This is a genomic window from Hahella sp. CCB-MM4 (assembly GCF_002260525.1).
GTDB lineage: Bacteria > Pseudomonadota > Gammaproteobacteria > Pseudomonadales > Oleiphilaceae > Hahella.
On the sequence record NZ_MRYI01000002.1, the window covers coordinates 342,218 to 354,241 of the forward strand.

At 45.2% G+C, this 12,024-nt stretch carries 14 protein-coding genes; 8 read left to right on the forward strand and 6 right to left on the reverse strand.

Annotated features, from left to right (window positions below):
- Positions 1-438 precede the first annotated feature (438 nt).
- From BTA51_RS05130 to sctT, 6 genes are all read left to right on the forward strand, one after another.
- Positions 439-1,584 (forward strand): sensor histidine kinase, encoded by a 1,146-nt coding sequence (locus BTA51_RS05130; RefSeq protein WP_094706346.1) that lies wholly within the window; start codon positions 439-441, stop codon positions 1,582-1,584.
- 146 nt (positions 1,585-1,730) lie between these two features.
- A complete protein-coding gene (locus BTA51_RS05135) occupies positions 1,731-2,336 on the forward strand; it encodes a response regulator transcription factor (protein WP_094706347.1) in 606 nt (201 codons plus the stop codon).
- A gap of 39 nt (positions 2,337-2,375) precedes the next feature.
- Complete coding sequence (locus BTA51_RS05140) at positions 2,376-3,536, forward strand: FliM/FliN family flagellar motor switch protein (protein ID WP_094706348.1); 1,161 nt, start codon at positions 2,376-2,378, stop codon at positions 3,534-3,536.
- A gap of 2 nt (positions 3,537-3,538) precedes the next feature.
- The gene (gene sctR / locus BTA51_RS05145) at positions 3,539-4,204 is read left to right on the forward strand and encodes a type III secretion system export apparatus subunit SctR (RefSeq protein WP_094706349.1); all 666 of its coding nucleotides are present in this window, start codon (positions 3,539-3,541) and stop codon (positions 4,202-4,204) included.
- A 12-nt stretch (positions 4,205-4,216) separates the two neighbouring features.
- Positions 4,217-4,489, forward strand: a complete 273-nt coding sequence (gene sctS, locus BTA51_RS05150; protein ID WP_305794050.1) for a type III secretion system export apparatus subunit SctS — start codon at positions 4,217-4,219, stop codon at positions 4,487-4,489.
- Between the two features lie 6 nt (positions 4,490-4,495).
- Positions 4,496-5,302 carry a type III secretion system export apparatus subunit SctT gene (sctT, locus tag BTA51_RS05155; RefSeq protein WP_094706351.1) on the forward strand — a complete coding sequence of 269 codons (807 nt, stop codon included), beginning with the start codon at positions 4,496-4,498 and terminating at the stop codon, positions 5,300-5,302.
- 89 nt (positions 5,303-5,391) lie between these two features.
- Here the strand turns inward: sctT and BTA51_RS05160 are convergent, their stop codons facing one another.
- Both BTA51_RS05160 and BTA51_RS05165 read right to left on the reverse strand, forming a co-directional pair.
- Positions 5,392-6,072, reverse strand: coding sequence for a hypothetical protein (locus BTA51_RS05160; RefSeq protein ID WP_094706352.1), 681 nt, complete (start codon positions 6,070-6,072; stop codon positions 5,392-5,394).
- A 42-nt stretch (positions 6,073-6,114) separates the two neighbouring features.
- Positions 6,115-6,429, reverse strand: a complete 315-nt coding sequence (locus BTA51_RS05165) for a hypothetical protein (protein WP_141215544.1) — start codon at positions 6,427-6,429, stop codon at positions 6,115-6,117.
- Positions 6,430-6,809: 380 nt separating this feature from the next.
- Here BTA51_RS05165 and sctU point away from each other — a divergent pair, with 380 nt between their 5' ends.
- The gene (sctU, locus tag BTA51_RS05170) at positions 6,810-7,913 is read left to right on the forward strand and encodes a type III secretion system export apparatus subunit SctU (protein ID WP_094706354.1); all 1,104 of its coding nucleotides are present in this window, start codon (positions 6,810-6,812) and stop codon (positions 7,911-7,913) included.
- The gene (locus tag BTA51_RS05175) at positions 7,910-8,449 is read left to right on the forward strand and encodes a hypothetical protein (protein WP_094706355.1); all 540 of its coding nucleotides are present in this window, start codon (positions 7,910-7,912) and stop codon (positions 8,447-8,449) included. Before sctU ends, BTA51_RS05175 begins: the two co-directional genes overlap by 4 nt.
- Before the next feature lie 48 nt (positions 8,450-8,497).
- Here the strand turns inward: BTA51_RS05175 and BTA51_RS30835 are convergent, their stop codons facing one another.
- The 4 genes from BTA51_RS30835 to BTA51_RS30475 form a co-directional block, all read right to left on the reverse strand.
- Complete coding sequence (locus BTA51_RS30835; RefSeq protein WP_305794051.1) at positions 8,498-9,808, reverse strand: transglycosylase SLT domain-containing protein; 1,311 nt, start codon at positions 9,806-9,808, stop codon at positions 8,498-8,500.
- A 237-nt stretch (positions 9,809-10,045) separates the two neighbouring features.
- Positions 10,046-10,819 (reverse strand): hypothetical protein, encoded by a 774-nt coding sequence (locus BTA51_RS05185; RefSeq protein WP_094706356.1) that lies wholly within the window; start codon positions 10,817-10,819, stop codon positions 10,046-10,048.
- Positions 10,820-10,912: 93 nt separating this feature from the next.
- Positions 10,913-11,353 carry a hypothetical protein gene (locus tag BTA51_RS05190; RefSeq protein ID WP_094706357.1) on the reverse strand — a complete coding sequence of 147 codons (441 nt, stop codon included), beginning with the start codon at positions 11,351-11,353 and terminating at the stop codon, positions 10,913-10,915.
- Positions 11,354-11,564: 211 nt separating this feature from the next.
- Complete coding sequence (locus BTA51_RS30475; RefSeq protein WP_094706358.1) at positions 11,565-11,999, reverse strand: hypothetical protein; 435 nt, start codon at positions 11,997-11,999, stop codon at positions 11,565-11,567.
- Positions 12,000-12,024: the final 25 nt, after the last annotated feature.

A 12,024-nucleotide genomic window follows, 5' to 3' on the forward strand; every position in this document is an offset into this window, starting at 1 on the left:
GACGTCACTTGGATCGATAGCACTACAACTATGGTTTAGTCCATTTGACCAATAGAATGACAGGATGTCGCAATTTATTGTATGCACTTAATGTGGCTTGGATTTTCAAGCGCATTAGCACATCAGTCTATTTGACAGAAATACCACAATATTACATGTAACAATATAAATATATTACCTGTAACACATGAGTCTTTTGAGACTTTAAAAGTATAGAATTGAAATTTGATTTTGACAGTATAGAAACATAAGTAATTAAACTTACTACAAGCATACTGAAAACAATGTTAGCTTTTACGCTCTTTTTTTACTGTTTAAAGGATGTAACTAAACAGTATTAAATTAAATATAGCCCATATCTATAAATATGGGGAATAAACTTTATCTCTAATTAGAAATGCATAGCGTCTATGCACGAGTCAGGAGCGGTAGGGAATCATGCTCGATACCAAAGAAAAAATAGAACCGCAAGTAGATAAAATTTTCGCGATTGATTCATTCTCTCAAAGCAATTTAGATCAAGCTCTTTTACTATCGCTGTCGTTACCGGGAGCGATCTTTGATACAGAAGGCCGGTTAGTCGCCGCAAATAGCGCTTTTCAGGCATTACTGCCTGAGAGTGTCGTGACTCAGGATCTATTCCTGCTTTTTGAAGATCTGGACTGCTGCCCAAGCGCTTCAACCAAGTCAATCAATGGCCCTTCCATCGACCCATCATGGAATATTGATTATCCGATAGAGGCCCATAGCAAGTCTTCAGGTCGCAGTTACTTACTTAACGGATCCACATACTCTATCGGCAATGAGTTGCGGCATCTGTTAATTATTGAAGACCAATCGACGCAGATTACAGTTCAGCGTCAAAAACTCGCCATCCATGAGCAACTCTTGCAAACGGCAAGATCCCTCTCTGTTGGCGAAATGGCAACAGTGCTGGCACACGAGCTTAATCAACCACTCGGAGCCATTCATAACTATTTGTCTACAGCTCATCGTCTGGCCCTCAAGGAAAACGCCCCCCAGCAGGTATGCGATGCAATACAACTGGCCAGCCGGCAGGCTCTACAGGCAGCAGAAGTTATTAGCAGAATTCGAGAGTTTGTTCAGGCTCGGGAACCGAAGTTTACCGAGAGCACTGCTCTCTCATTGTTCGAGCGCCCGCTTTCAATGCTAAAAATCGATCTGAATAGCCAACGAATAAAAGTATTACTTGAATTTCCTGATGATCTACCTGCTGTGATAGCGGACAAAGTGATGGTGGAACAGGTCTTTGCCAATCTCATCAGGAATGCCATTGAAGCCATGGATAAAACACCTGCAGAGAAAAGAGTCATCCGCATATCTGCATCATGCGCTTCCGATCACAGGATTGAATTCAGGGTATCGGATGGTGGCACAGGAATAGCGGAAGAAAACCAGCACAAGGTGTTCAACCCTTTCTTCTCAACCAAAAACAACGGGATGGGGGCAGGACTGGCGATCTGTAGAAGCATTATTGAGCTTCACGGGGGCCGTCTCTATTTTGAGAACTTTGAGGACAAATCCGGAAGCACCTTTGTATGCACGCTACCAACGTCAAAGTAGGAATCACATTTCGTTCAAATATAAAAAGTAATATCAGCACATAAAAATAAGAACAAGTGTCTCGACACAACCGGCAAGTCATTAGACTAAAAAAAGTGATAAGACCAAGTAGTAGACACAGGAAATTTGAAACAAGGACTGAATACATGGAAGCCATACAGGTATACCTAATTGACGATCACTCTCCATTTCGCCAGTCAACGGCTTTCGCTCTGGAAGCCGAGGGCATGCACGTGAGCGAATTCGCCTCAGGAAGGGCATTTGTTGATACCCTGCTGGAGGTAAAAAGGCGGCCTGAGAGCGCCTGCATAATCACAGACCTGCGGATGCCTGACGGTAGTGGCATCGAGCTAATGGATAAGCTGTGGCATCACCGCATACAGTATCCCGTCATCATGGTTAGCGGCCATGCCGACATTCCATTGGCAGTTGAAGCCATGCGTAGAGGCGCCGCGCATTTCCTGGAAAAACCATTTGACCAGGAAAAGTTGTTTGAGGCTATTCGCCATGCCGTCACAAGCCCTATGAGCGGACTACGGAACCCTGTCGAATCATTCAATCTATTGTCAAAGCTCTCACCCAGAGAACGACAGGTACTGGAATTAGTCTGCGCAGGAAAGCTCAACAAGACAATTGCGGATGTATTGGGAATAAGCATTAAAACTGTCGAACTCCATAGAGCCAACATGTCCAATAAGTTAGGCGTTAGAAATGTTCAGGATCTTATTAAGCTAACCCTGGGCTATGCCTGAGCATACTGACCAACTATAAAATGGAACGTCCCCGTGACAATGGACCACAACAGTTATCAGACCGAAATAGAGAACACCTCCCCGGAAATTAGATCGTTAAGGCCGGAGCTCCCCTCTATTCCTGACGCTCTTCTTCAGCAGATCAACATCCTGCATAGCCGGGGAATCTATGCAAAAGTCAACGTGGATTCCAAGCTGTCTCATTGGCGCTTCCAATATGAACGTAGAAACGCGAAGCACTGGATTAAGTTGAAAAGTGAAGAGAAGCACCTATGGCTTGCCATCGATAGCGATCACTGGAATCAGCCTGTTAATGACAAACACTGGACCCACTTTCATCGGGACCACCAACCGTTGACCTTTAGCCTTGCACACAAACACCTTCTTGATCATCTCGATGAGTTAACGGGGATCTCCTGGAGAGTAGAGGAAGTTAGCCACCACGAATGTTTTCCACAGGAAAACAGCATGCACCTGAAATTCCTGGTTGAATACCAGGATCAATTGACAGTGGGCACTATGACTCTGTGCCCCAGCACTCTTTTATTGCTGACCAAACGCCCCATTTGGGAGCGAGCAAATCTTCCATTCCAAAACTTTATCAGTGATCTCCAACTGCCTCTCGACATTAGAATGACAGGCGAACCAATAAAATATGAAGAACTTCTTACATTGCGACCGGGAGATATTTTTTTAGCGGGAACCAAAGACGCCTTGCTGAGCCAGTTGAGACTGGTTCATTCCAGCTCTAACAGGCCTCTCTGGAACCTTGCGAAGCATGAAAGGCAGTATGTTCTGTGCTCCATTTTCTCCCCGGCAGTCAGCCCGGAGAAAAGTCTTCAGAATAAGACGACGGCTCTGGCGAGCAGTCATAAAACTATGAAGGATGTTATGTGTATGAATCAGGAAAACCCGTCTCAGCAGTCGCTTTCCAATGATGACTCCCCCCTAGATCCAAAAGTTCAAGAACAGGAGCATTACAAGATTAACGACCTCCCCATCGATATTAATATACTCGTTGGCAAACTCTCCCTTTCTATTGATGAGCTAAACCAACTGGAACCGGGGCATACTCTTAAAATTCCTTCAGAGGACCATACCAGAGAGGCAACACTACTAGCTAACGGTCACCCTGTTGGGAGAGGCGAGTTGGTTATCGTAGGAGACCAGCTGGGCATTCGCATTACCGAGCTGGGTTAAATATGGACGTTGGCAATTTAAGTCCCGGGGCCATCATTATCATGGTCGTCGGTGTCGCCATGGCGCCCTTCGTCGCGGTCATGATCACATCCTTCACCAAGATTGTCGTAGTCCTTTCCCTGCTTCGTAATGCATTAGGGCTGCAACAGGTTCCTCCAAATGTCGTATTAAATGGGCTGGCTCTCATTTTGTCCATCTACGTGATGTACCCGGTGATATTGAGCACTCACAGTTTAATCACAACAGAAATGGAGCAGTCTCCAGATGAGAAAGTCTCGCTGGAGAAAATGTTGACACTAGCCGAAATTGGCAAGGATCCATTGAAGGACTTCCTGATCAAACACTCCAGTGAGTCAGAACGTGCATTCTTTTTTCGCAGCGCCAAGAGATTACTTCCGGAAGATGCGGCCAAGACAGTATCCGACACAGATTTGTTGGTTGTGGTTCCAGCGTTTACTGTCAGTGAGCTCACCGCAGCGTTTCAAATCGGCTTTCTGATATTCTTGCCTTTTCTGGTGATAGACTTGGTGGTTTCCAATATTCTGCTGGGACTGGGGATGATGATGCTAGCACCAACCATGGTATCACTCCCCTTTAAGCTGCTGCTCTTTGTATTTGTCAGCGGTTGGACACATTTAGTCCACGGACTGGTCATTACTTATCTATAGGAAGCAGAGATTGTGGACTCCGACGTAATAAGACTCACCCAAGACGCCTTATGGCTGGTTCTACTGCTTTCGGCTCCCTGTATCATTGCCGCTTCAGTGTCTGGCTTGTTGGTAGCGTTCTTGCAATCCGTTACCCAACTGCAGGAGCAAACTCTTGCATTTACCGTAAAGCTGACGGTGATTGTTGTGACCTTATTTCTCACTGCCGGATTTCTGGGAGAAACGCTTTACCAGTTTGCGGATAGAATTTTCTCCGAGTTTCCCACATTAGTCAGGACCCACTGACCTTGTATGGCTACCCAGGCAATGTACAACGAAGCACTGAATCTGGTTGAAACCACATTGCTGGGCACCGCTTTATGCCTTCCCAGAATTGGTGCGGCATTTGTCGTTCTTCCCCTATTAACTCAGGAATCGGTTCCAGCTCTGGTTCGCAACAGCCTGTTTGTCAGCCTGGCCATCATGGTTTATCCCATAGCCTTTGCAACCATTGATCCGGGATCAATCCCCAGTTATATCTGGCCCTTTATTGTGCTTAAGGAAATTTTTCTTGGTGCTTGTATGGGCTTTCTATTTGGTTCTATATTTTGGGCACTCAGTATTGCGGGGGGAATACTTGATACTCAAACTGGCTCCAATATGGCCAATGCAATGGACCCTATTCAAGGACACCAAACAACGCCCACTGGGCTTTGGCTTTCACGCTTTGCTACCTGGCTATTTATGGTGAGCGGCGGCTTTCTGATCTTCCTTGACGTGCTACTAGGTTCTTATAAGTTGTGGCCCATTCAGGAAATACTGCTTAATTTAAGCCTTCACAGTGCCATGATATTTATTCAGGAATTAGAATTTATTATGACGAAGGCGTTGATGATTGCCCTACCAGGTATGCTGGTCCTGGCCTTGGTGGATTTGTCTCTGGGCTTGATTAACCGCTTTGCTCAGCAGATTAACGTTCTGTCTCTTTCCATGCCGATAAAGTTTTGGCTTTCATCATTCATACTGGTAATCAGTCTGGGGGCAATCGTTGAAGTGGTACTTAAGAAACTTTTTGCAAACCAGGAATTATTAGATGTGATGGCAAACCTGTTTTCCTGACCCAATGAAGCTTTTTGAGTACAACTTAGGATCCGCCTGAAAAGCCACCTAACTTGGAGTCCGGGTTATTAGGCCACTAAAGAGAGTCCTTAGATACTCATAACATCTCTGGAAATTTGTTCAGGTGAATCATTTTCCAGCCAACTTTCCCCTAGGCGGGTCAAACGGAGTTTCGTTTGACGGGTGTAGGCTCCTTCGGACACAGACTGCACATCAGATAGAATCTTCCCTGCATACAGTAATCGTGCCTGGTTACTGCAGTTAAACAACGATATCAAACTGGCAATTGCCTCTTCATAGGCGTCATTTGATAAATAGGGACGCTGGGTTTTCTGCCCATACCAGACTGTCAGATATTCAATCGGGCCCAGGCCTCGCTGGGGAGCTTCCCCCCAATAACTTCTTAACAAATTACTGGCACTGATGGGTGAAGAGTAGTCCCCACCATTAATAATCTGACTACTGCCCCAGGCATTTAACACACCTGTCGGAACATCTGTCCGTTGTACCGCAGTCGCAATAGTTTCGGCCAGGATAGCTTTTGCCTTAGCATCGCCAACTTTCGACAAAAGCATCAGCAACTTTATAAACCCAGGGTATCCATGGTTGCCTAGCTGCTCAGAAAGCTGATTCAAAACACCAAGGCGCACGTCTATATCCGAAATGGCCAGCATAGCCTGCTGTAGTCTGCCAGTCATAAATAACCAACGATCTGATGAAGCACCTTGCTCCGGCTCTTCGATCAATTGCTGAATTTGATGATGGTTCATATCATAACAACTGGACTATCAACTGAGTGGCAGAATGCTCATTCATAACCAGGCAGAAAGTATATATTGCACCCATTGCTGAGCCTGACTCGCCACAGCCATAGAAGCATCTATCTCTGGCAAGCTGTCTTGAGCATAGGGGGACAAATCCCCTGCCCCAAAATCGTTAGACAATAACGAAGAAGCCGGATCCAAAGACGGGGTTTGAGTAGATTCCAAATTCAGCAAATCGACATGAGCGTTCACTGCAGAGACTTCCTCAGCTGCTGTATGAACAACACTAGCCGTCTGATTAGACGGGCTAAGTTCATTCAGCACTGACATTAATCTGCTTGGAGGAGATAGTTCGATACTCATAACGGTGGTTCTTAATTCAAATAAATATTAATGGGTAGATCTCCTGGAGATTCAGACGACATTGGAAACCGGAACCCTAAGTTCTTACTCCAACCACACCCAAATTACCCAACGTTCAATAATATAGACCAAAAAAAAGTTTTGGCACCAAACACAGCAATGAAATCAGCACACAATATACGTCTGACTCTATCGTCTTATAAATTTTAGATGCCCTTATACCATCCTTAAACTCGGGTATACCCTAGCTCAATACACAAGTGCCTGCTGGTACCCTTTGCAGTATATCGACAAAGGCGCATTACGCATCACAGGCCAAGATCAGGGGCATCGATATATGTGTTCTCGGTTAGAGGTTAGAGGTTAGAGGTTAGAAAAACATGGGACAGGAAAAGGGTGCAGATCAAACGGAGAAGCCCACCTCCAAGCGCCTCAAAGACGCACGCAAAGATGGACAAGTTCACAAAAGCCAGGACCTGAGCAAGACTCTGTCCCTGCTTATCTGGCTACTGATGCTCACATATGCAGCCCCCTTGGCATATGAAAGAATTCACTTTCTATTCCTGACCGTATTCCAAACGGTCCCGGCTATCGATAATCAGACATTGATTCACTTGATTATCGAATCAGCTAAGACATTATTGCTCATCATAGTTCCTTGCCTTCTAGCAGCTTCTCTCATTGGAACTTTCATTGAGTTCCTCCAGGTTGGTCCGGTACTGGCATTTAAGCGTGTCACCCCAAACATGAATCATCTCAATCCGGGAGAGGGAATTAAACGCATGTTTTCACAAAAGAATTTTATTGAAGTTGTGAAGGCCCTGTTTAAGACCATGGCCCTGATCCTGATCGTTGGCCTTCTTGCCCGCCAGCGTATACCAGAGTATTTGTTGTTGCCCTATACAGAGTCGCCTAAAAATGCCCTGCTGGCTCATTGGGACACCATTATGCTGGTTGTCTCCAGCGTTATTTTTATTTTCTTTTTTATCAGCATATTGGATATGGGATACCAGCGACACATGTTCATCAAAGACTTGATGATGAGCCGCAGAGATATCAAACAGGAGCACAAGGACAATGAGGGGGATCCTCAGGTAAAAGGGCAGCGTCGTCAGTTACATCAGGAATGGTCACAGCAAAATATGCTTGCCGCAGTACGTAAGTCCAACGTAGTCGTAGTAAACCCCACCCATATTGCAGTTGCTTTGTACTACGACAAAGAGGAAACGGATCTCCCGATGGTTGTGGCGAAAGGCGAAGGATATATGGCTCAGAGAATTCGTGAAACGGCGGAGGAAGAAGGCATTCCCATCATGCAAAACATCGATTTGGCGCGGGGTCTGAATCAGGAAATAGCTTTAGACACCTATATAACTCCGGATTTCTTCGAACCCGTAGCCGAATTACTAAGATGGGCTCAGGAAACCGCACATAAAGCGAGACAAGAAGGATTTCTCACTGCCCATGACGATGGACAAGTATGACAAATAGCATCGGCACGTCATTAAATTCGATCTTAGTAGGTCAGCAGCAAAACTCACAACCCGTTTTACCCAACCAGTTAAACATGCAGGGTCTCTTAACCAGTGATGGCATGTTACATCCCGCATTTTATAATATCGCTCAGTCAGACCTACTAAGAATTCTAGACAGGCTGACTCAGAAGGGACCGACAAAGGCATTATTACGACGTAAGAGAACTCCCCACCAGAAAGCCACTGACAACCCACTCGACAGCACAATGATTGGCATCAGCCATATGCCAGCCCAAAAGCGTGGAATACTCTTCAATCAAGCAGCAATTGAACTAGGAGCACAACAACTGGAACTCCTATATTTGTCAGCCCCTGAAGATTGGCTCTGTATTGAACTAATCAACTCAGTGACATCATATAGCCCGAGATCCAAGCAAGAGCAACTCTTTGACAATATCTCCTCATACTTCGATGACACTGACGATAAGCCAAACCTGACCGATGCTACTGCGAAAAATTTACTTAAAAAGAGTTTGGGGTTTTAGATAGAGTTTCAATTCAGAAGCACTGGCCTGACACCGCCAGGTCCAACATCATCGGACAGGAGTGTCATCATAGGAAGAAACCAGCCGCTGCACTTTCGCTACATAGTCTCGAGTTTCCTGATAAGGTGGAACTCCACCATACCGTGCAACAGCACCCTCTCCCGCATTATATGCAGCAAGAGCCAGTGTTAAGTTGTTGCCATAACGCTTAAGTAATGACTTCAGATGTTTAGCCCCACCATGGATATTCTGATATGGGTCAAAGGGATTGGTCACATCGAGACTATCTGCCGTATCAGGCATTAACTGCATTAAGCCCATTGCGCCGGCGTGGGAAACAGCCAGAGGATCAAAACCGGATTCAACGTGAATTACCGCTCGTATAATGGCTTCTGACACACTATACAAGCGAGCAGCTTCACTAATATAACCATCATACAAATCTTTATCCGCATTCTTAGAGAACAGATCCTCACCCTGCTTGTAGTGTGCCTCCATTTCTACAACAGTGAATTTTTCTTTTGGTATTTCAAAGAATTCTCCACCTCGCTCTACCACAATGTAGTTCTGGTTTATCTCAGATAGCTTCCCATTATCTGGCAGCCTGGAACCCACGTAGTACCTTGATCCGTCAGTAGTGACAATATATTTATCTTCACCATCAACAACATGGTCAATGTAGCTATACGGTACTCCTGATACCAAAGGGCTTTTAGCTCTATAATTTTCGACCAGAATTTTACCGAGTCCCGAGACCTCTCTCATCGTATTGGAATAGATGACTTTTCTAAGCAGGTGATCATCAACAAAATGTCCACGCACCAGTATCTCTCCCACTCCAGCAACGGAAGTCGTTACCGACAGTCCCGAAAGGCGAAACACTTCAGCCACATCGTCGGCGACTTTAGCCATTTTTTCGTTATCAGCAGACCCCGAATCAACAAAGTCTTCTGAAACAGTATTCACAACCTCCTGCTTCATAGGAATAGATTCTTTACTCAAATCATATTCCCACCAGCCAGCCAATAGTAGAGCACTGACAACGGTTAAAAGAGCCGCTCGATAGGAGGGATAGGAAGTTAATGCAGAGAAGCCGGTTAGATGATCATTGTAGAAGCGACATAATTTCTGCCATGGGGAATGTCGAATTTGAAGCACTAACTCCAGATTGCCCAGTGTCAGTTTTTGGCCCACCTGCCAGAGACAACTCTTATCAATAGGTAGCAGCGCCCCTTCAAGGGTGGCCTCTGCCAGCGATTTGATCCAGACCTTTCCCTGCCAACAACTTACAACACAATGCTTATCGAGCAAACCTTCACTGATTCCGCCAAAATCACAGAGACTGTCTTTTCCAATCAAACATACCTGGCTTTCAGCCAGATTTATCTGGGAACCAAGAGCGGATCCTCTATTATCCGAAACTAATATCAATTGTGTCCGGGTTTTCTTGGGCAACATATTCAATGGGCCAACATTGCATATTTATACAGAGCGTTTCTGAGGGATTTCTTTCACTATCCTTCCAGCAATAAATATATAACTGGCCAGGAAAAAATTTAATCGCAAGAGGCTAATGCCTCTTGCGACACTGTACACTCAGAAAGCGGCATTAAGTCTGATAGATCCTGGAAAAGAAAGTTTATCCTGGTCCGCAAAAATCAGCGGAACGACATCCAGGGTCAGATGTTCGTTATATATCCAACGCGCCCCAATCAAGAAAACGGTGTCATCATCACTCTCATTTCCATTGTCGTCATCCGCAGAAGAAAAGTTAATCTCGGAACCAACTTTGAATCGACCTACCTGAGTATCCATCAGGTTATAATAAGCTCCAATCCCTAGAGAGAAATAGGTGTCATCATTTTCAGTTTTATTACCGGCACCGTTATCTTTCTCTACATCATATCTGATCAGAGCGGGCTGAATATTCAGCAGAAAATCACCCATTTCTGCGGTGGCAGCTACACCAAGAGCGATCTCTGAATAATCCGCCTCAACATCGTTATCCCCCTCAATGTGCCCCAGCCCTAATCCACCAATAACAGACCAATAGAGTTTAGCTTGATCACCCAATTGGAACTCTGGCAATTCCCATTTTAGTATTGCAGTGTTCTCATCAGTATCAGTCGACCTATCCAATATCAGTTCAGAATTCGGCATTCCCAAACGAACACCACCACCAATCCCGCTATCTTCCATACTAGTAGTCATTTCTACCGATGCATTCCCAACACCTGAGGAGTATCCAAACTCCTGCAGAAAACCCCTGGTAGGCTCCCTATACTCCAAGTCCTGGGATTGTGCCGCTGCCAACATGCTCAACGAGATACAACCAACGCTTATACCCACTTTCAGAAACTGCTTATTCATACAAACTCCAATCTACCGATTTCCTTTACCGGCTGTTCTCTAGCCGACACTTTTAAATTGCCCTGCGTCGTTAATATCTATCGTTGTGATTTCTTAAAATACGTCGACATTCTTACGAATGATATTGCGGTACATATTTGATACCAGCTTACAATTTCCATCCTGGTTACCTTTGTAGCTATCCCGGTGATTCTGAAGGTAATCAAATAGGCCACACTTCGTTACCCGTTTAGTGAAGTTCTGCTGAGCTGCGGCTGAAAGCATTTCAGAGTCAGAGACTTTGGCGAGCTGGGATTTCCTACATTGATCAATAGACTGATCAAGAGATTTCTTTAACTTACCTGAATTCTCTGAGAAACAAGAAGATAGCTGTGGATACTCGCCATACAAAAAGTCAGCGTTTACAGCTTTTTCAATGGTATTGGCATATTCTTTCTTAGTAATCGCCTTACCACTGACGCATCCCATCATTGCAACTGAGATAACCGCCACCATAACCGGCTCGATTATTTTACGAGTATTGAGAAATAACATTTGAACCTCCCTATTCGTGAGACTGTCGATAAAAGTTGGAATATAGTAGCCGTATAAGCGGACAATTAAATCTGGGGAAAACCCTATCAACTGTTACTTATCTAGGGGTTATGAGTTTTGTTTCTAAAGGATGAATACACACAGATAAACTATGCAATAACTGAAAAGGGCGGAACCATGAGATAGTGTCGATTCCCGCCCTTTAAACCTGCTATGCAGCTTTGGAAGCGTATAAACTTAGGGAAGTGTCTACTTCACTTCGCAATGCATCAATATCTCGAGTCAAACGACTAAAGTCTGTAGCACTAAGCAGTTTTGAGGCTTGCCCCAGAAGCTCATCCATCGTTGAACCATGTTGAGAAGAAGTGCCAAACTGTGAATGCACATCATCTTGCATCTGTTGGGTGAAATTCCCGTTCTGCTGCATCCCCTCATCCAGGACTTTACCGAGAATATCCCCGGCCAGCTGGCCTAACATAGACCCTATGGGGCCTCCAAATATGCCTCCTACTATCCCACCGATAGTCGACAGCAATCCGCCGGAGCCTTCACCACCTCCGCCCAGAAGGCCACCAAGGCCACCGCCACCCAGAATTCCTCCCAGGCCGCCACCGCCAGCACCACCAATAAGTCCACCAATATTCATAACCGTCCTCTTTTCAGAAAAATAG

Coding starts and splice junctions, on each gene's coding strand:
- BTA51_RS05130 (WP_094706346.1), top strand. CDS start 439: ATGCTCGATACCAAAGAAAAAATAGAACCGCAAGTAGATAAAATTTTC.
- BTA51_RS05135 (WP_094706347.1), top strand. CDS start 1,731: ATGGAAGCCATACAGGTATACCTAATTGACGATCACTCTCCATTTCGC.
- BTA51_RS05140 (WP_094706348.1), top strand. CDS start 2,376: ATGGACCACAACAGTTATCAGACCGAAATAGAGAACACCTCCCCGGAA.
- sctR (WP_094706349.1), top strand. CDS start 3,539: ATGGACGTTGGCAATTTAAGTCCCGGGGCCATCATTATCATGGTCGTC.
- sctT (WP_094706351.1), top strand. CDS start 4,496: ATGGCTACCCAGGCAATGTACAACGAAGCACTGAATCTGGTTGAAACC.
- BTA51_RS05160 (WP_094706352.1), bottom strand. CDS start 6,072: ATGAACCATCATCAAATTCAGCAATTGATCGAAGAGCCGGAGCAAGGT.
- BTA51_RS05165 (WP_141215544.1), bottom strand. CDS start 6,429: ATGAGTATCGAACTATCTCCTCCAAGCAGATTAATGTCAGTGCTGAAT.
- sctU (WP_094706354.1), top strand. CDS start 6,810: ATGGGACAGGAAAAGGGTGCAGATCAAACGGAGAAGCCCACCTCCAAG.
- BTA51_RS05175 (WP_094706355.1), top strand. CDS start 7,910: ATGACAAATAGCATCGGCACGTCATTAAATTCGATCTTAGTAGGTCAG.
- BTA51_RS05185 (WP_094706356.1), bottom strand. CDS start 10,819: ATGAATAAGCAGTTTCTGAAAGTGGGTATAAGCGTTGGTTGTATCTCG.
- BTA51_RS05190 (WP_094706357.1), bottom strand. CDS start 11,353: ATGTTATTTCTCAATACTCGTAAAATAATCGAGCCGGTTATGGTGGCG.
- BTA51_RS30475 (WP_094706358.1), bottom strand. CDS start 11,999: ATGAATATTGGTGGACTTATTGGTGGTGCTGGCGGTGGCGGCCTGGGA.